This is a genomic window from Hydrocarboniphaga sp., from assembly GCF_028291725.1.
In the GTDB taxonomy this organism is placed as follows: Bacteria; Pseudomonadota; Gammaproteobacteria; order Nevskiales; family Nevskiaceae; genus Hydrocarboniphaga.
This window is the reverse complement of the sequence record NZ_JAQGNT010000092.1, coordinates 93,073-112,111: the sequence shown is the minus strand read 5'-3', so window position 1 is coordinate 112,111 and position 19,039 is coordinate 93,073. Positions and strand designations below refer to the sequence as shown.

Sequence of the window (19,039 nt, the reverse complement as noted above, 5' to 3'; positions counted from 1 at the left end):
GTCGTAGGCGCTGGCGGTGGGCTGGGAGCCGGCACGTTGGACTGGATGAAGTTGAGCAACTCCGCCAGCGCCGCGGTGTAGAACGCCACCGAACGCGCGGTGTCCCGGACGGACAGGAAGACCTGATCCAGCATGGTCGTGCTCCGGGTTCGCCTGATCAGATGATGTAGCCGCCGGCTACTTCGATGGACTGTGCGTTGACCCAGGCCTGGTCTTCAGACAGTAGCCCGGCAATCACCCGACCCACGTCGTCGGGTTCGCCCACTCGTCCGAGTGCGGTTTGCGATGACAGCAGCGCCTCGAACTCGTCATTGAGCCCGCCGCCGAGTTCGGTGCGGATCGCGCCCGGCGCAACCGCATTGACCCGGATGCGGCGCGGGCCGAATTCCTTGGCCATGTAACGCGTCAGCACGCCGAGGCCGCCCTTGAACGCCGCATAGGGCGCCACGCCTGGCGTGGCCACACGCGTGGTGGCACTGGTGAGATTGACGATGCTGGCACCGTCGGCCAACAACGGCAGCAATGCCTGGGTCAGAAAAAACGGCCCCTTCAGGTGTACGTTGAACAGGCTGTCGAACTGGTCTTCGGTCACCGTCTCGATCGGATTGAACAGCCCGAAGCCCGCGTTGTTGACCAGGCCATCGAGAGTGGTGCCGTTCCAGGTGGACTGCAGTGCCTGGCGCACCTGTGCGGTGAACGCGGCGAAGCCGGCGCTGTTGCCCACGTCCAGTTGCAGGGCCACCGCGCTGCCGCCCGCAGCCTGGATGCGCTCGACCACAGCCTGCGCCGCGTCGGGCCGGGCGTTGTAGGTGAGGATGACGCCCATCCCGCGCTGGGCGCACTGAAGTGCAGCGCTGGCGCCGATGCCGCGGCTGCCGCCGGTGATCAGAACGTTCTTCATGATGGTGTTGCTCCTGTGCGGTTTTGATGTTGCACAGGCTAAGACGGCACCTGGGATGGCGCCTTCCCGATCCTCCCGGATTCCTGCCTATTCCTGCTTTCTCTCTTGTCAGACTCGCCCTGCGCGTGTCCTATAGCGGCTATGGAAACTGCACTCGAAGAACTACGTCGGCTGGCATCAAAAGCCGAAAATCGCCGCACCGACACCGGCATTCCGCGGGTCGCGATGGTGCAAGGAGAGATCCCGGAGCACGCGCTGGCCGCCGTTTACGAGCCCATGGTCAACATGATCCTTCGCGGCGGAAAGTCGATGACGGTGGGTGCGAAGACGCTGCACTACGACCCTGCCACTTACTTCGTGATGTCCGTGGACCTGCCAGCAGTCGGGTCGGTACACGCCGCCGCCACCGGCGAGCCGTACCTGGCGATCAGCCTGACATTGGACGTGACGGCCATCGCTGCATTGCTGGGCGATCTTTCCCTTGCGGTCCATGAACACGGTGACCCGTCTTCGCAGCCGGAAGCCTTCAATGTCGCGGCGGTGACTCCCGAACTCATGGATGCCTGGGTGCGAATGTTGCGACTGATGGAGCGGCCGAATGATGTTCCGGCGTTGGCGCCGGCCTACGAGCGCGAGATTCTCTACCGCGTGCTGCAAGGCCCGCAGGGCCACATGCTGCGGCAACTCGCAACGCCGGATTCGGCACTGGCGCGCATCAGCAGCGCCATTAAGCGAATCCGCCGCGACTTCCGCAGGCCATTGAGGATCGCCGAACTCGCCGAGCAGGTGGCCATGAGCGAGTCGGCATTCCATCGCCAGTTCAAATCCGCAACGGCGCTAAGCCCGCTTCAGTATCAAAAGCAGCTACGTCTGCTGCAAGCCCGACAGCTACTTACGGCGCAGGGCAAAAGCGTTACCGCCACTGCGCTTGATGTCGGTTATGAGAGCCCGACGCAGTTCAGCCGCGAATACGCGCGCGCATTTGGCTTGCCGCCGACTCAGGACGCGGCACGCATAATTTCCAGCTTTCGCATCGGAATGGCCAACTAGCACCCCCGTGCGCGGGTGGTGTCGGGCTTGCGCTGAGATTGTAAAAATTCCGTCTGAAACAGCGTTATACCCCCTCCACTACATCGCCAAAGCGTCCGCGATTTTGCGGTGACCACCCGTAAGCCGCTGGTAGTCCTCGACGCTCAGCAGGACATGCGCGGGCTTACCGCGATCGGTGATGAAGACCGGCCCTTTCGCAGCGGCCTTCTTGGCTTTGCCGGTGTCCTGGCTGAACTCCCGGCTGGAGAGCTTGGTGATGGACACGGGGACCTCCGATGCCTGGATACGTACAAATGTTGCTGCACGAACTGACGCAACGTCTATTTCCAGGGGCGGCGAAGGCCCCTCGATACGCTGCTTCGCAGCTACTCGGGACGAACGGGCTGCCTGTTTGCGGTAAACGGGCGACTCTCACGCAGAGCAGCGACGACCAGCCGCCGCTGCTCTGCGCTTGCTTGAACTACAGCGCCCGACCGTCGCCCTCCGATGCGTTGTACTGGGCATCCCCGGCGAAGCTGCCGTGGTAACCGCCGCCGAGCAGGATGCCGAGCACGGTCAGCGTGCCGCGGCAGCTCGCGTCGCCGTTGGCATCGGTTACACCGCTGCAGATGAAGCGGCCATTGCTGGTGCTGAAGCTCACTGTCTTGCCGGCCAGCGGCGCGACGGTCGGCGTGGTCTGCTCCAGCGTCGCCGAGGCGCCGAGGTACAGCTGTGGCGGTATCAGCGTGCCGAGCGCAGGATTCACCATCAGTTGCGTGTCGTGCTTCAGGCCGTTGCCGCTCAGGCTCACCGTGTCGGGGCTGGTGGCGACGTTGCTGCTCAGCGTCAGCGCGCCGCTGCGCGCGCCGGCAGCTTGCGGCGTGAAGCTCACATTGATGGTGCAAGCGGCGCCGGGAGCCAGTGTCGTGCCGCAATCGCTGGTCTTGGAGAAATCCCCCGAGATCGTGAGGCTGGCGATCTGCAGCACTCCATTGCCGGTGTTCGACAGCGTCACGCTCTGTGCTGCACTGCTGCTGCCAATGTAGATGCTGCCGAAGCTCAGCGCGCTCGCGCTCAGGTGCACGATCGGCGCCGTGCCGGTGCCGCTCAGGTTGATGATGCTGGGGCTGCTGGCAGCGTCGGACAGCACCGTGATCGTGCCGCTGCGCGCGCCGCTGACGGCGGGCGTGAACGTCACGCTGATGCTGCAGCTGTTGCCGGGCAGCAGCATCACGCCGCAGTCGTTGTGCTGCGCGAAATCGCCGGAGGCCATAACGCTGGCGATGTCGAGCGTGGCGCTGCCCGAATTGTTCAGCGTGAGCGTCTGCGCTGTGCTCGTCGTGCCCACCGGCTGTTCGCCGAAGCTGAGCGAGGCGGCGCTGAACTCCGCTACCGGCTCAATGCCGGTGCCGCTGAGGCCAACCGTCGCCGGGCTGCCCGCCGCATTGGTGGCGACCGTGAGCGTGCCGCTGCGGGCACCGGTGGCGGTGGGCCTGAACACCACGCTGATGCTGCACTGCGCTCCGGGTGCCAGGCTCGCCGGGCAGTCGTTGCTCTGACTGAAATCGCCGCTGGCGGCGATCGTGTCCAGGGCAAACGGAGCATCGCCGCTGTTGCTCAGCTGCACTGTCTTTGCCGCACTGCTGCTGGCGACGCGCTGACTGCCAAAGTCCAGCGAAGCGGGGCTCAGCGAGACGATAGCAACGGCGTAGTGGATCGTGCCGGCCGCTGACGAATTGACTATGCCGGCGTGGAATTTTTGATTGACCCAGACCGAGACACTGCCGCTGCCTGGCACCGCCAGATCGAACAGGCCGTCGCCGTCGAAATCGGCGGCAGCGGCTGCCGACTCATCGTTATTGCTGAGGCTCAGACGTTCCGCGAACACCGGCACTGTTGAACCGGGCGCAGTACGGTTCAGGAACACGCCGAAGATGCGGTTGAAAGTGTCGGCTATCAGCAGATCCGGCCTGCCGTCACGGTCCATGTCGGCGATCGTCAGGCTGAAGCGGTAACCCTCGTCCGAGCCGACCGCAAAGGCCGCCGAGCGCACGAAGCTCGGGCTTGCGGCGCCCGGCGCCGTGTTGTTGATGAACACCGTGGCCATGCCGCGGTTGGGTTCCACGATGACCAGATCCGGCCGGCCGTCTCCGTTGATGTCGGCCGCACGGATGTACTGGCCACCGCAGAGATATTGCTCCGTGCATAGGAGATTCTCCTGCCCAAAGGACAGCGAGCCGGAGCCCGCCACGCTCGTATTCATGAACACGGCGAGGTTTCCGGCGCTCGTTCCGGTGACGGTGGCGATGTCGGGCTTGCCGTCACCATTGAAATCGGCAGCGGCCATGGCCTGCGCCGAAAGCGTTGTCGCAATGCCCTGCCACTGCGAAAAGCTCACAGACGGGCTGCCCGCTGCAGTGAGATTCCGCGCCACCGCAAGCGGTAGCGAGCCGTTAGAGGACACCAGGTCCGGTTTGCCGTCGTTGTCGAAATCTGCAACGGCGACCACGTCTTCGTTGAGGCCCGGGACGGACGAGGCAGCGAACGACACCGCAGCAGCTCCGGTTGCGGTCGCGTTGATCATCACCGCGGAGGCCATGATGAAATCCGGCCGCCCGTCGAAGTTGAGGTCGGCAACGGCAACCTGCTCGGCACCTGCGGTCGTGGCGACGTTCTGAGGCGTCAGGAAGTGCGGCGTCGGGTCACCCGGTGAGCGCGCGTTGAGCAGCACGCTGATCGGCACTCCACAGCAATAGACACTGCCCAGCAGCAGATCGGGCAGTCCATCGCCGTTGAAATCTGCTGCGGTCGCGGTGACCTGGTTGTAGTCGGCCGACGGCAATACCAGCGGTGTACCGAAGCCCTCCACCGCTACGCTCGCCGGCGCGGTGTTGAGCAGCACCGAGACGAAGCCCGGGGCGGAGCCGCCGCCGACCGTGGGATTGGCCATCGCCAGATCCGGCAGGCCGTCGCCATTGAGGTCGCCGATCGCCACGGTGACCGAATTGCCGATCGGGTCGGGGCTGGCGGCGAGCGTAAAGCTGGCGCTGTCGGTGGCACCCGGCGCGGTGCCGTTGAGCAGGATCGACAGGTCGCCGCGGGTATTCACCGTCGCCAGGTCGGGCTTACCGTCGCCGTTGAGGTCGCCCGCCGTCACGTAATAGGGGTTGCTCGCGGCTGCACTGGCAGCGAGCGTGAAGCTGGCGCTGCTGCTCGCTCCTGGCACAGTGGTGTTGAACAGGATCGACACGGTGCTGCTGGCCTGGTTGGCGACTGCCAGGTCGGACTTGCCGTCGCCATTGAAGTCGCCCACCGCAAGCGAGGTCGGGTTGCTGCCGACCGCCAGGCTGGCGGCGAGCGCGAAGCTGGCGCTGCTGCTGGCGCCCGGCGCGGTGCCGTTGAACAGGATGGAAACGGTCCGGTCGTAGGCGTTGGCCACCGCCAGGTCCAGCTTGCCGTCGCCGTTGAAATCGCCCACCGCGACCGCGCTCGGGCTGGCGCCGACACTCAGGGTGGCCGCGAGCGTGAAGCTGGCGACGCTGGGCGCACCCGGCGCGGTGCCGTTGAGCAGGATGGAAACGGAGTTGCCACCGGCATTGGCCACCGCGACATCGACTCGGCTGTCGCCGTTGAAATCGCCGACCGCGACAGAACTCGGGCTGTTGCCGACGGCCACGCTGGCGGCGAGCGTGAAGCTGGCCGTGGTGGCGCCCGGCGCGGTGTTGTTGAACAGGATCGAGACGGTGTTGCTGTTGATGCTGGCGACCACGAGATCGGGCCTGCCGTCGCCGTTGAAATCACCCACGGCGACAGATGTCGCGCTGTCACCGGCGGCCGGGCTGGCGACCAGGGCGAAGCTGGGGCTGAGAGCCCCCGGCGCGGTGTTGTTGAACAGGATCGAGATGGTGCTCTGCCCGTTCGCCACCGCGAGGTCGAGTTTGCCGTCGCCGTTGAAGTCCGCGATCACTGCCTGCCGCGGCCGATAACCCGCGCTGATCTTGGTCGGGTCGCCGAAGCTTGGCGCGGGCCCGACGCCGAACGCACCCAGCACATCGAGCTTGAATGCGCGGTCGGTCTTGGGCGTGCTGCTGCCCAACACTGGCACCGACACTGTGGCGCTGCTGGCACCGGCCGGGATCAGCACCGTGCCGGAACTCGCCGTGTAGTCGCTGCCGGCAACGGCCGTATCGTCGGCAGTCTGATAGGCCAGGTAGGCGTCGTAGCTCAGATCACCGCTACGGGTGATGGCGAAGTCCATCGACTCCGCGCTGCTGCCGGTGACTGTGGCGCTGGTATCACCGGCCGTCAGCATAGTGCTGTCGGCAAGTGCGCTGAGCGTGCAGAACAGGCCGAGTGCGAAGGCACCACAGCGCACCACTCCGACGGATTTCAAGATTGATTTCAGCTGCGCCATGATCGTTTTCCCTTTCATCATCGTTCTAGTTTTTCAAACAGATCGCGCGCGCCCTACGGCGTCAGCGCCAGCAGCGGCGCGCTGCCGCTGGAAGCCTTGTAGTTCGCATCGCCGGCGAAGCTCGCCCGGTAGCTGCCGCCGCCGAGCAGCACGCTCAGCAGCCCCGTGCCGGGGCACGCGGCCTTGCCGCTGGCATCCGTGGTCGCGGTGCAGATGGGCTGTCCCGATGCAGTGGTGAAGACGATCGGCTTGCCGGCCAGCGGCGCGACAGCGGGCTGCAAGGCCTGGAGCAGCGCGGAGACATTCAGATTGAGCTGCAAGGGCAGCAGCGTGCCCAGCACCGGATAGGCGGTGAGCTGCGTGTCGTACTTGAGCACGCCGTTGCCACTCAGGCTCGCGACGGCCGGGCTGTCGGGCGCGTTTGTGGCCACGCTCAGAGTGCCGCTGCGCGCGCCGGTGGCAGTGGGACTGAACACGACACTGATCACGCACTGCGCAGCGGGCGCCAGGCTGGCCGGACAGTCGCTGGTCTGGACGAAGTCGCCGCTTGCGGCGATCGACGAGATCGTCAGCGGAGCGTTGCCGCTGTTGCCGAGCTGCAGATTCCGCGCCGTGCTGCTGGTGCCGACGACCTGGTTGCCGAAGTCCAGCGAAGACGCACTCAGCGTGGCCACCGGAATGCGGTAGTGAATGGTGCCGATCGCGCTGCCGCTGGCCTTGGCCTGGTACTGCGTACTGAGCAGGATCGACACGCCGCCGTAGCCTTCGCCGCGATCCACCGTCGCCAGATCCGGCCTGCCGTCGCCGTTGAAATCGGCGATCGCCACGGCGCTCGGATAGTCGCCGGTACGTGAACTGGTAGCGAGCGTGAAGCTCGCAGTGTTCGCGCCCGGCGCGGTACGGTTGAGCAGGATCGAAACCGTCGTGGAGTTGTTGGCGACCGCGAGGTCGAGCCGGCCGTCACCGTCGAAATCGCCTGCCGCCACCGCGCTGGAGTAGACCCCAACCGGCACACTGGCGCCCAGCGTGAAGCTGGCACTGCCCGCCCCCGGCGCAGTGGTGTTGAGCAGGACCGAAACGGCGCTGCTGCCGCTGTTGGCGACCGCGAGGTCGGGCCGGCCATCGCCGTTGAAATCGCCCAGCGTCATCGAGCGCGGCGTGTTGCCCACGGCCAGGTCGACCGGCGGCGCCAAGCTGGCGGTCGAGCTGCCCGGCGCAATCTGGTTGAGCAGAATCGAGACCGTGTTGGTGTCCATGTTGGCCACCGCGAGGTCGGGTTTGCCGTCGCCATTGAAATCGCCGACGAGCACACAGCACAGTTCGAGGCCGAAGGTGGACGGGCTGACGTCGAGCGTGAAGCTGGCACCGGGGGCGCCCGGCGCGGTGTCGTTGAACAGGATCGCGACCTCGCCGTCACGGTTGGCCACGGCAAGATCGAGCTTGCCGTCACCGTTGAAATCGCCGGTGGCCACGGCGCAGGGGTTGTTGCCGGCGTCCGGACTCGCCACGAGCGTGAAGCTGGCGCTGCTCGCACCGGGCGCGGTGTTGTTGAAGTAGATCGAGACGTTGCGGCTGTAGGTATTCGCCACGGCCAAGTCCAGCCTGCCGTCGCCGTTGAAATCGCCGACCGCCACGCTGGTCGGGTAGCTGCCGGGGTCCGTGGCGGCGGTGGGCGTGAAGCTGGCGCTGCTCGCGCCCGGCCTGGTGCTGTTGAGAAGGACCCAGAGGTCGTCGTTGCTGTAGCCGACCACCGCCAGGTCCGGCTTGCCATCGCCGTTGAAATCGCCGACCGCCGTCGTGATCGGATCGTACAGGCCAGACACGCCCGGGCTGGCGGCGAGCGCCAAGCCGGCTGTGGGCGCCGGCGTGGTGTTGAGCAGCACCGAGACGCGGTTGCCGGTGTCGATCGCCGCGGCCAGATCGGGCTTGCCGTCGCCGTTGAAGTCGCCCACGGCGACAGATGCGGGATTGCTGCCCACGCTGTAGCTGGCCAGCGTGAAACTGGCACTGGCGGACCCGGGCGCGGTGCTGTTGAGCAGGACCGAGACGGCGTTGCCGCCATAGTTCGCCGTCGCCAGGTCAGGCTTGCCGTCGCCGTTTACGTCGCTCACGGCCACGGACACCGGTTGGCTGCCCACGGCCGGGCTGGCGGCCAGGGTGAAGCTGGCGCTGCCCGCGCCCGGCGCGCTGCCGTTGAGCAGGATCGAGACGCTGTTGTCGCCGGCGTTCGCCACCGCGAGGTCGGGCATGCCGTCGCCGTTCAAGTCGGCCACCGCCACGGAGTACGGGTATTGGCCCACGGCCAGGCTCGAGTCCAGCGTGAAGCTGGCGCTGCTCGCGCCCGGTGCGGTGCTGTTGAGCAGGATCGAAACGCTGTTGCTGCTGGCGTTCGCTACTGCCAGGTCGGGCTTGCCGTCGCCGTTGAAGTCGCCCACCGTCACCGAGCGCGGCTGAGCGCCAACGCCGGGGCTGGCAGCGAGCGTGAAGCTGGCGCTGCTCGCGCCCGGCGCGGTGCTGTTGAGCAGGATCGAGACCTTGTTGCTATTGTAGTTCGCCACCGCCAGGTCGGGCTCGCCGTCGCCGTTGAAGTCGCCCACCGCCACCGAGTACGGCTGGGCGCCAACGCCGGGGCTGGCGGCGAGCGTGAAGCTGGCGCTGCTCGCGCCCGGCGCGGTGCTGTTGAGCAGGATCGAGACGTTGTTGCCGTTGTAGTTCGCCGTCACCAGATCGGGCTTGCCATCGCCGTTGAAGTCGCCAACGGCCACGAACACCGGCTGGCTGCCCACGGCCACGCTGGCGGCCAGGGTGAAGCTGGCACTGCTCGCGCCCGGCGCGGTGTTGTCGAACAAGATCGAGACGGTGCTGGCGGCGGTATTCGCCACCGCGAGGTCGGGCTTGCCGTCGCCGTTGAAGTCGCCGACGGCCACGGAGTTCGGTCGGCTGCCCACGGCTGAACTGACCGCCGCGGCGAATGCGGGCGTCGGCCCGACGCCCGCCGCAGCCAGCACGTCGAGCTGGAATGCGCGGTCGGTCTTGGGCGCGCTGCTGCCCAGCACGGGCACCGAAACCAGGGCGCTGCTGGCGCCGGCCGGGATCAGCACGCGGCCGCTACTGGCCGTGTAGTCGGTGCCCGCCACGGCGCTGTCGTCCGCGGTCTGGTAGGCCAGATAGGCGTCGTAGCTCAGATCGCCGCTGCGGGTGATCGGAAAGTCCATCGACACCGCGCCGGCGCCGGTGACCGTGGCGCTGCTGTCGCCAACGGTCAGCGAAGTGCTGTCGGCGAGCGCACTGAGCGTGACCATGCCGCTGAGCGCGACGGCGCGCGCAGCGCGTGCGAATCTTGCGCGTGAACTCCCTTGCATGACTGGCTCCCCCTGCCATATCCAAGTGTTGATTCAGCCTGATTCCCGGGTCAGCCCTCAATTGCTACTTGGGACTAGTACTTTGGTATGAGTGCCCGCGGTTCGTGTAGGTTGGGGTGAGCGCAGCGAACCCCAACGTGTGCCCTGCGCTCACCCCAACCTACCCTCAAGAAGCGCCGAATGCGGGATCGCTGACCGAGTGCCGGCCGGTTTCGATTCGCCCGGCGAAGCGGCGCATGAAAATCGTCGGAGACTCCGCTACGACGCTGAAGTCGTACCAGTAGCCGGAGTCCTTCAGCCCCCAACTCTTTTCGATCTGCTGTCCTGCCGGCACTTCGATAATCCACGGGGCGTGGCCGCGATAAGCGTTCGCGGTAATCGTCATCCGCTGCGTTTCATCGCCGGTGTTCTTCAATGTCAGCGACAAGCGGCCCGCTGTCGTGTCATAAGCCACGATCACGTCGCAGCTGGCGCCTTGAGCCGTCCCGACAAAGTGTCGATGGAAACCGTTGGGGCCCAGGACCCACAGATCGTAGCTTCCATCGGGCAGATTCCCGAACCCGTCATCCGCCAGAATTTTGCCCGCCTCTACCGTGTAACGCCTTGGTATTTGCCACAGTGCGGTGCGATCGTAGACATGAAACACGGCGCCAGCCGTGCCGGCGTTGCCAAAGACCAGTCGCACTCGCCGCGTCGCCGCGTCGACCGAACTGCTGACGTGAAGCTCGTAAGGCAGCGCGCGCGACGGCCGTGTTCCGGGAGCCTGCTGCGGCAGGCTCCCGGCGTCGCCGGTCGGTGCGACGATCTGGGCCAGCGCTTCCTGCGAGGCACGCAGCGCATCGGCTTCTTCCCGAGTCTGAGCCGGCAGTGTCGGCAAGGGCTCGTCGTTCGGATTCCTGAAATTGAATGCCGAGCTCAGGTCGCCGCAGACCGCGCGACGCCAGGCGCTGATGTTGGGCTCGGCAACGCCGAAGCGGCGCTCGAGGAACTGCACGATCGAGGTGTGATCGAAAGTCTGCGAGTTGACCCAGCCACCACGGCTCCAGGGCGAGATCACCAGCATCGGCACGCGCGGCCCCGGCCCGTAGACCAGGCCACCGCTATGCCGCTCAGTGCTGTCGTCGACGGTGCTGGCGCCGGCCTTGAAACCCAGCGCATTGAGTGAGGGCGCGCACGGTGGCGGCAGGTGATCGAAGAAGCCGTCGTTCTCGTCGAACATCACCAGCAGCACGGTTTTCGAGAACACTTCGGGATCGGAGGTCAGCGCCTCGAGTACCTGCTGCGTATACCAGGCGCCCTGCACCGGCGATGAGGGGCCGGTGTGCTCGGAATACGCGGCCGGCGCGACGACGTAGCTGACCTGCGGCAGCACGCCGGCGAGTACGTCGTTGCGCAGGCCCTGCAGATCGTTGTTGCTCAGCGTGCTGCTGAGGCCGCGCGTGACCAGCGGCGAGGTCGGCTCGCTTTCGAACGCAGCGCGGAAGGTCTTGAAGCCCTCCAGCGAGTTGTCGGTGAAGTTGTCGGCCATGTCCTGGTAGACCTTCCAGCTGATGCCCGCGGCCTGCAGGCGTTCGGCATAGGTGGTCCAGGTATAGCCGCTGGCCGAGGGGCCCAGATCGTCGTTGGTGTTGTCGATCGCCGGACCGCCGCCCCAGCCTCCCGGGCCATTGGTGCCGGTGAACATGAAGAGCCGGTTCGGATTGGTGCTGCTGTGAATCGCGCAGTGGTAGGCGTCGCAGATGGTGAAGGCATTGGCGAGCGCAAACTGGAACGGCAGTTCGGCTTCACGGTAATACCCCATCGACTGTCGCTCCTTCCATTGCGGCCAGTGCCCGGTGCGTCCCTGGTTCCAGGCGGCGTGCGCATCGAGCCAGCTATGCGGTGTGCCGGATACGCGCTGTGCATTGCCGATACTGCTGTCGAGGTGATACGGCAGCACCTCGACACCAAAGCTGTCCTGCTGTTGCCAGACCGTGCGCCCACCGGGCAGCGGGATCGTGAAGCGATCACCGAAGCCGCGTACTCCCGGAAACGTGCCGAAGTAATGATCGAACGAGCGGTTCTCCTGCATCAGGATCACCACATGCTCCACGTCCTCGATGGACTTTTTGGATGAACTGGCCGGAATTGCCAGTGCCTCACGGATCGAGGCAGGCAGCATCGCCGCCGCCATGCTGCTCCCCGCCATGCCGAGGAAGCCGCGACGATTGAAATGCAGCGTCATGAGCGTGTGCTCCGGCTGTAGTGCGCTTGCGGCTTGGATTTCATTTCGGCATCCCCTGGTTGATCCGCTCAGCTTAGTCAGGGCATTTGAAGGCCCGATGAAATAACGGGACAGGTCGAGGTCATTGAGTCCCGGACAGCAGTTTTTGCGCGAACACCGCGACCTGGGTGCGGCTGCGCAGGTCGAGCTTGTGCAGGATGGTGCTGATGTGGGACTTGACCGTGGATTCGCTGATACCGAGATCGCCGGCGATCTGCTTGTTGAGACGCCCGTCCTTGATCTGCAGCAGCACGCGCAGCTCCTGGCGCGACAGACGCTCCAGCTTCGCCGCCGCCGCGTCCTGCATCGGTGCCTCGGTCGCGGCCGGCTCGGGCCACCAGCTGCCGGCGTTGCCGAGCAGCTGGTGCAGCGCGCGCTGCATGATTTCCGGCGTCGCCGACTTGTGCACGAAGCCGACCGCGCCGAGCGCCCGGGCAGTTCGCATCAGGCCGCCCTGCTCCACGCCGGACACGATCGCGACGCGCAGCGCCGGAAAATGTGAACGCAGGAACTCCAGCGAGGACAGCGCCTCGGCCCCCGGCATCAGCAGGTCCAGCAGCACCAGCGCCGCGTCGGGATGCGCAGCCGCCGCGGTCTTGAGCGAATCGAAGGTGTCGACTTCAACCGTGCGCGCCAGAGGCGCCACTGAGCGCACGCCAAGGCGCAGCGCCACCCGGAACAAGGGGTGGTCGTCGGCGATGATCACCGCGAGTTCCGTCTCGGTTGCAACTGGATCCATGTTCCCGAGCCGGCCGGACGCATTGGCAGCGCGTCGTTGGTTCCGGCTTCCCCCTGAACTAAGTGTCAGCAGTTTGCAGATCGCCGCGGTGGCGGGTCAATTCCTCGGCCAGCTCGGAGTAGCGGATCGCGATCGACTCGACCGGCGCTTCGAAGCCTTCGCCGACGGCATCCTCGCGGATCGCGCGTTCAAGCTGCCCGCAACGGGCCGACAACTCCGCTGCACCGACCATCGCGCAGTTGGCCTTCATGCTGTGCAGCTCGCGCCGCAAGCGCCGCAGGTCCCTGCGCGCGACCGCCTCGCGCAACGCGGCGCAGGCCTGGGCGGCATTGCCGATCATGGTGTCGAGCACTTCGGCGGCACCTTCGGCACCGACTTCGTCGATCAGGCTCGCGAGCGCCTGCTGACGCGCGTCGGCGGATACGCTCGGCTCGGCCGCGCTCGGGGTCTCGGTTTGCGGCCCGGCCTTGCGCAGGCCCTCCGCCACTTCGCGCAACACCGTCTCCAGCTGCAGCTTGCGGATCGGTTTGGCGATGTGCTGCTCCATGCCCGCGGCGATGCATTCCTGGCGCTCGCTGTCGAGCACGCTGGCGGTCATCGCAAAAATGCGCGGCTGCCGCTCGGGTGGCATGCGGCGGATGCGGCGCGTGGCCTCGAAGCCGTCCATGACCGGCATCTGCACGTCCATCAGCACCAGGTCGTAGCGCTGGCGCTCGACCGCCTGCACCGCCGCCAGGCCGTTGTCGGCCAGATCGGCGGAGTAGCCGATCGCCTGCAGCATGCGCAGCGCCACGGTCTGGTTGATGGGGTTGTCTTCGACCAGCAGGATGCGCAGCGGCCTGGCGGCAACGGCGCCGGCGGCCGCCTTCGGGATCTCAGCTGCGCGGCGGCCGCCGCCGAGCAATTCCACGCAGGCATCGAGCAGCGCGCTGCGGCGCAGCGGCTTGAGCATCACCAGCTGAAAGTCCGGGAGGCTGCGAGCGGTGCGCCGTTCGCTGCTGAGCAGCAGCAGCGGCAGCTGAGCGGCGCTGCGATGCGCGCGAATGCGCTGAGCCAGCGCGATGCCGTCGAGGCCGGGCATCAGGTAGTCGAGCGCCGCGAGATCGAAAGCCTGGCCCTGCTCGATCCAGACCAGCGCCTCCTCGGGTGATCCGGTATCGCTCACCTGCATGCCCCAGGCCTGCGCGGTAGCGCGCAGGATGCGGCGGTTGGTTGTGTTGTCGTCGACCACCAGCAGACGCTTGTTCCGCAACAGCGACGCATCCGCACGCATGGGCGCAGGCCACTGCGGATCACTTTCGGCGATGAAGCTGAAGTGGAACACCGAGCCCAGGCCCGGATGGCTGTCGACCGCCACATCGCCGCCCATGCGCTCGGCCAGACGCTTGCTGATAGCCAGGCCCAGGCCGGTGCCGCCGTAGCGGCGCGTGGTCGAGGCGTCGACCTGGCTGAAAGTCTTGAACAGGCGGTCGAGGCGATCCGCCGGAATGCCGATACCGGAGTCGCGCACCGCGATCCGGATGCGGTAACGGCAGTCTTCGATGACGGCGGCCGAGACCGTCACCAGCACGTCGCCACGCTCGGTGAATTTCACCGCGTTGGAAAGATAGTTCACGACGATCTGGCGCACGCGGGCACGGTCGGCCTTGATCACTTCGGGCGTGTCGGGCGCGAACTCGCAAGCCAGATCGAGATGCTTTTCAGCGGCCTTTCCAGCGACCAGCTCCAGCGCCTCTTCGATGGTGCGGCGCAGCTCGAACACCTGCTCGTCCAGCTCCACCATGCCGGCCTCGACCTTGGTGAAGTCGAGGATGTCGTTGATCACCGACAGCAGATGTTCGCCGCTGCCGTGAATGATCTCGACGCTGTCGCGCTGCTCCGCATCGAGCGCGGTATCGCGCAGCAGCTCCGACATGCCGATCACCGCATTCAGCGGTGTGCGGATCTCGTGGCTCATGTTGGCCAGGAAGGCGCTCTTGGCCTGGTTGGCGCGTTCGGCCTCGGCCCGCGCCTCCAGCGCCAGCTGCTCGGCCTTTTCGCGATGGGCGATGTCGGCCTGGATCGCGCCGGCCATCTCGTTGAAGCTCGCGCCGAGTTGCCGCAGCTCCGAGGCCGAGCGCAGCGAGACGCGCCGCCCGTAGTCGCCCGCGGCGATGCGCCGCGTGATCGCGATCAGGCCGTGCAGCGGCCGCACCAGGCCACGGCTTGCGGCGATGAAGCTGGCGATGCTCACCAGGATCAGGCCTGCGACCAGCGCGATCTGCAGGCGCAGCAGGCCGCTGCTCTGCGCACGCAGCTGCTCGATGTCGGCAAGAGCGCGACGGTCGACCAGGGCGATGAAGCCCTCGATGGCCGCCATGATCTGGTCCTTGTAGCCGTAGTAGTCGGCGCCGACCAGGCGCCGGTACAGGGGCTGCACGCGCTCGGCGTAGTGCGGATCGTCCGGCTTGATGGCTAAGGCCGCCAGGCCGCTCATCACCTCGGTCTCGATCTGCGCCAGGCGGTCGGAGATGCTCCGCGATGCGTTCAGCGCATCGAACTCCTGGGCGGTGAATTGCGCCTCGCGCATCAGATCGGTCAAGGATTTGGGCGGGCCGAGCTGCAGGTGCTCAGTGCCATGCGCCAAGGCCCGGTCCCAGAACGAGCCGTCGTATCCCAGCGGCCGCGGCGCGGTGCCGTTGCGGATCGCGAGAATCTGCTCGAAGTCGTCGCGGTAGCGCGGTTCGCCGGTGGAGACATACAGCCGCACCATCATCGTCAGCTCGTTGGAGCTTTGGCGCATCTGCTCGGCCAGCCGGTAGGACTCGGTGCGCCGGGTCTCCGCTGCCGTTTGAAACTGCGCATTGCGCGATTGCAGATGCGTGACGTAAGCCAGTGCGGCAAGCAAGGCCAGCACGACGAAGGCAATGACGCCGATGAAGCTGCGAACGGAGATCATGATCTCATGCCCGCTGCAGCAGCCCGGACTGTCGCTGCATGCGCGCGACCAGCGCCGTGTGCCGCGTCATCATCTGCTTGCCAAGGCTCAGCGCTTGCGGGCCGTCGCCGGCGAGCGCGGCGCTCTCCGCGCGATTGCACAGATCGGCCAAGGCCTCGGCGCCGAACTGCAGGCTGGCGCCGCGGAGCGCATGGGCGATCTGGCGGAGCGCGTACAGGTCGCCTGCCTGAGCCGCGGCCGCATGGCGGCGCTGCTGCTCGCCGAGATCCGCCGTCATGACGGCCACCACTTCGGTGAGCCCCCGCTCGCCGAACACCCGCAACCATTCCGACCATGTCAGGGGATTGAAATCGGCGTCGGCACGGCAAGGCGATACCGCGGCAGCGGCCAGCGCCGCCGCCAGCGCGTCGCGCGTCAGCGGCCGCCTCAACTGGACGACGCCCTGGGTTGCCAGGCACGAGTCGCGAAGATCGGCGGAATCCGCGCCGGTGACCGCGATGATGTGCGGTGCAGGCGCCGCCTGCGTCTGGAACCAGGTGCACAGGGCGTCAAGCGCATGCGGCTCATCGGCGGCGAGGTCGAGCAGTACCACGTCGTACGCTCCGCTCTCCGGCAGCGCGGCCGCGTGCTCGAGGCTTTCAGCGGTTTGCGACAAGGGGCATCCGAGTCGCCTGAGCATCAAAACGCTGAGATGGCGGCGCACCGGATCGGCATCGATGACGAGGACGGCAGGCGCCGCAACGGTGCTATCGAAGCCTGTCCCCGCAGCGTCAGTTGAAGGTGTCATGACGCCTCTCCCCCGGGGCGGATTTTGGCGAGCCGTCCTGGCCACGCGCCAAAGTTTGCCGCCAACCCGTCAGGCTTTCAAACGCAAGCTGAAAACCCGGACGACATCGTAGGTCGGCAAACCCTTGCCGACGTGAGGCCTCGGTGGCGCATCCAAGGGTACATGTCGGCAAGGGATTGCCGACCTACTGAAGGAGCCGCAACGCAGCTCGATTGACCTGCTGCCTGCTGATCAGGCCGGCTTCTTCGGCAGCCGGACTTCCGCCGTCGCAGTACACATGATGGCGCCCTTCTGATTGGCCATCTTGTGCTTGATTTGAACCAGGTGGCGGCCCTTGTCATCGACCAGCTTGTCGACGATTTCAGCGGTCTGGATGGTGATGTCGCCGGACAGCGCGGGGCCGCGGTAGTTGGCGACCGAGTGGACGACGGCGCCATGTTCACCAGCCCAGCCGGCCAGATAGTCCGTTACCCAGGCGCCCATCGATGCACCGTAACCGTAGGCGCGCGGCATGCCGATCTTGCGCGCAAAGCGCGGGAACAGATGGCCGCGCGAGGGGCCGTAATAGGCGCCGTCGGTGAGCGAGGGGTTGATCAGCTGCATGTCGGGGTCGTTCTCGAAACCCGCCATCTCCGGCGTGAAGCCCATTGCGAGCAAGTCCTGCTTGCGCAGATTCATCGTGCCCCAGGTATTGACCAGATAGGCGCGCCATTCGGTCGCGAAGCTGGCGATGGAGTGCACTCCGAAAACGCGTTCGGGTAGCTGCTCGCCGACTTTCACATCGTCCCACCAGCGCTGCTTGTGGCCCAGCGCGTGCAGCATCTGCACCCAGGCCAGCTTGCGCTCCTCGAGGGCTGCGATCTGCTCCTCGCTCCACTCCGGGTCTTCGGCGTCGTCCAGATTGACCGACTCGCCACCGGCATGTGCCGAGTAACGAATCGCGGTGGAGCGGTGCTTGGCCAGCAGTTCGCCGTCCTGGTTGCGGTAGAAATTGTCGCCGCGCTGAAAGCAGGTGGGGCCTGCGAACTTGGTTTCCTTGACGACGTAGTCGAAAGGAATGCGCTCGTTGAAGATCATGTCGCCGCCGAACACGCGGCGGTCCTCGAACCACCATTCGTCGCCACCGAAGAGCAGGTGCGAGTTCTCGATCCTGCCAACGCAAGCCGGCGCGGCGCCGTGACCGTCGTCGGCGGCGATCGGGAAGCTCTGCGGTGCCACCAGCCTGCCCCAGCGACTGGCCGCCGAGTAGGCAGGATCGAAGTGCAGCAGGTTCGGATAATGCATCGCGTGGACCCAGCGACGGATGTCGTTGTTGGCGATGGGTTCGCGGATCGGAGAGAAATCCAGCGGTTTACCGAGATACTGGTCAATGTCGGAGCAGTCTAGCGTGCGTGCGTTCATGGCTTGGGATCAGGTTGCGTGGTATCGCCAAACAGGATGCACGATCTTCGTATGGCTTCGATAGATTGACTGTTTGGCGCGATGTCGCTACTCGGTCCGGGACGACGGACTGTCAGTTCTGCCTGATACCGGTCGCATCGGACTCCTTGAACACCGGTGTTGACTCGATGGCCTTGAACATCACCAGCGGCAAAACGCGTTCAGTCGCCGCCTGATAAGCGGCGTAGAACGGATGGCAGTCGATGAAGAAAGACCAGACCTTGTCGCGCTCGGCGCCCTCGGGTTCGCGCCATGTCCCGCGGAAAGCCTGGGTCGCGATCTGAAACTCGATCAGCGAGCTGGCGACCAGGTTCAGATACCAGGCGGGATGGTGGTCAGCGCCGCCTTTCGATCCGCAAATCACCACCTCGCCACCGATATCGGCATAACACAGCGGCGTGATGAAGATTTTCCCGCTCACGCGGCCCCGGTACTTGATCAGGCAATGCGTGGCGAAGCTGCGGCCGCCGACGGCACTGATGTCCATGATGTGGCCTTCGGCGCCGCCCGAGCGCAGGTACGCCAGCCGATGTTCTGCCGCCCAATCGCGCCTGACGGCGCTGATGGCGGCGGAGGATTCGTCACTCATAAAAGAAAGTCTCCTTGCTGGACCGTTATCTTTCGCCGTAGCTCAACTCTACCTGCGTCATTTCGCCGTTCGGCCCCATCGGCGACTCATATTCGATCACCGAGCAAACCGGGTTGGCATGACTGGAGAAGAGCTTCGTCTCGTCCTCCTTGACGAAGGCGATGCGGTCGGGCGAGCTGATGATCTTCTGCGAGTTCTCGAAGTCCTGGCGGCTGTTCCACCAGATCTCCATGATGCAGTCGTAGCCCGCGTCGTAGACTTCACCGGTGACGGGATTCTTTTCCGGCTGCAGGTAGCGCCGGACATAGCGCACCGCGTTCGGGATCGAGGGCGCACGGCCGGCCCGCTTGGACAGCTGCGAATGCTGATTCTCGTAGTAGTCCATGAATTCCTCCATGGTCATGTCCGGGCGCTTCCGAAAAAAGCAAATCTGCTTGAACACCTTGCCGTCTCTCCGCTCGCTTTTCGTTTGATGCAGACCGATTACTGACTGCGGACACCGTTCAGAGGCCTTCAGTCGGTTTGGGTCTGGCTCCTACCCTCCGGCTGACAGATTGCTATTCAACAGCGATGTTGT

The 19,039-nt window shown here is 65.8% G+C and carries 11 protein-coding genes and 1 pseudogene; 1 reads left to right on the top strand and 11 read right to left on the bottom strand.

The window, feature by feature from the left end; all coding sequences use genetic code 11:
• Positions 1-157 precede the first annotated feature (157 nt).
• Complete coding sequence (locus JWQ90_RS24025; protein ID WP_299697544.1) at positions 158-901, bottom strand: SDR family oxidoreductase; 744 nt, start codon at positions 899-901, stop codon at positions 158-160.
• Positions 902-1,042: 141 nt separating this feature from the next.
• On the opposite strand from JWQ90_RS24025, the gene JWQ90_RS24020 reads away from it, so the two are divergent.
• Positions 1,043-1,951 carry an AraC family transcriptional regulator gene (locus tag JWQ90_RS24020; protein WP_299697542.1) on the top strand — a complete coding sequence of 303 codons (909 nt, stop codon included), beginning with the start codon at positions 1,043-1,045 and terminating at the stop codon, positions 1,949-1,951.
• A gap of 81 nt (positions 1,952-2,032) precedes the next feature.
• Here JWQ90_RS24020 and JWQ90_RS24015 read toward each other — a convergent pair.
• From JWQ90_RS24015 to JWQ90_RS23970, 10 genes and pseudogenes are all read right to left on the bottom strand, one after another.
• Positions 2,033-2,215 (bottom strand): annotated as a pseudogene (locus JWQ90_RS24015) (type II toxin-antitoxin system Phd/YefM family antitoxin); the annotation flags it as partial.
• A gap of 196 nt (positions 2,216-2,411) precedes the next feature.
• A complete protein-coding gene (locus JWQ90_RS24010; protein ID WP_299697540.1) occupies positions 2,412-6,323 on the bottom strand; it encodes an FG-GAP-like repeat-containing protein in 3,912 nt (1,303 codons plus the stop codon).
• 74 nt (positions 6,324-6,397) lie between these two features.
• Positions 6,398-9,706 (bottom strand): FG-GAP-like repeat-containing protein, encoded by a 3,309-nt coding sequence (locus JWQ90_RS24005; protein WP_299697539.1) that lies wholly within the window; start codon positions 9,704-9,706, stop codon positions 6,398-6,400.
• 166 nt (positions 9,707-9,872) lie between these two features.
• Positions 9,873-11,930: a phosphocholine-specific phospholipase C gene (locus JWQ90_RS24000; RefSeq protein WP_299697538.1), complete on the bottom strand. Its 2,058-nt coding sequence runs from the start codon at positions 11,928-11,930 to the stop codon at positions 9,873-9,875.
• 121 nt (positions 11,931-12,051) lie between these two features.
• Positions 12,052-12,708, bottom strand: a complete 657-nt coding sequence (locus JWQ90_RS23995; protein ID WP_299697537.1) for a response regulator transcription factor — start codon at positions 12,706-12,708, stop codon at positions 12,052-12,054.
• Positions 12,709-12,766: 58 nt separating this feature from the next.
• Positions 12,767-15,646 carry a response regulator gene (locus JWQ90_RS23990; RefSeq protein ID WP_299697536.1) on the bottom strand — a complete coding sequence of 960 codons (2,880 nt, stop codon included), beginning with the start codon at positions 15,644-15,646 and terminating at the stop codon, positions 12,767-12,769.
• A 4-nt stretch (positions 15,647-15,650) separates the two neighbouring features.
• Entirely contained in the window at positions 15,651-16,301 is a 651-nt protein-coding gene (locus tag JWQ90_RS23985) for an Hpt domain-containing protein (RefSeq protein WP_299697535.1), read from the bottom strand.
• A gap of 363 nt (positions 16,302-16,664) precedes the next feature.
• On the bottom strand, positions 16,665-17,834 hold the full coding sequence (locus tag JWQ90_RS23980) for a MaoC family dehydratase N-terminal domain-containing protein (protein ID WP_299697534.1): 1,170 nt from the start codon (positions 17,832-17,834) through the stop codon (positions 16,665-16,667).
• A 112-nt stretch (positions 17,835-17,946) separates the two neighbouring features.
• Positions 17,947-18,462 carry a nitroreductase/quinone reductase family protein gene (locus tag JWQ90_RS23975; protein WP_299697533.1) on the bottom strand — a complete coding sequence of 172 codons (516 nt, stop codon included), beginning with the start codon at positions 18,460-18,462 and terminating at the stop codon, positions 17,947-17,949.
• A 25-nt stretch (positions 18,463-18,487) separates the two neighbouring features.
• Positions 18,488-18,904 carry an EthD domain-containing protein gene (locus JWQ90_RS23970; protein ID WP_366919582.1) on the bottom strand — a complete coding sequence of 139 codons (417 nt, stop codon included), beginning with the start codon at positions 18,902-18,904 and terminating at the stop codon, positions 18,488-18,490.
• Between the last annotated feature and the right edge of the window lie 135 nt (positions 18,905-19,039).

What these genes read in the sequence shown, in the direction of transcription:
- JWQ90_RS24025 (WP_299697544.1), bottom strand. Translation starts at nt 901, where the DNA reads ATGAAGAACGTTCTGATCACCGGCGGCAGCCGCGGCATCGGCGCCAGC.
- JWQ90_RS24020 (WP_299697542.1), top strand. Translation starts at nt 1,043, where the DNA reads ATGGAAACTGCACTCGAAGAACTACGTCGGCTGGCATCAAAAGCCGAA.
- JWQ90_RS24005 (WP_299697539.1), bottom strand. Translation starts at nt 9,706, where the DNA reads ATGCAAGGGAGTTCACGCGCAAGATTCGCACGCGCTGCGCGCGCCGTC.
- JWQ90_RS24000 (WP_299697538.1), bottom strand. Translation starts at nt 11,930, where the DNA reads ATGACGCTGCATTTCAATCGTCGCGGCTTCCTCGGCATGGCGGGGAGC.
- JWQ90_RS23995 (WP_299697537.1), bottom strand. Translation starts at nt 12,708, where the DNA reads ATGGATCCAGTTGCAACCGAGACGGAACTCGCGGTGATCATCGCCGAC.
- JWQ90_RS23990 (WP_299697536.1), bottom strand. Translation starts at nt 15,646, where the DNA reads ATGATCTCCGTTCGCAGCTTCATCGGCGTCATTGCCTTCGTCGTGCTG.
- JWQ90_RS23980 (WP_299697534.1), bottom strand. Translation starts at nt 17,834, where the DNA reads ATGAACGCACGCACGCTAGACTGCTCCGACATTGACCAGTATCTCGGT.
- JWQ90_RS23975 (WP_299697533.1), bottom strand. Translation starts at nt 18,462, where the DNA reads ATGAGTGACGAATCCTCCGCCGCCATCAGCGCCGTCAGGCGCGATTGG.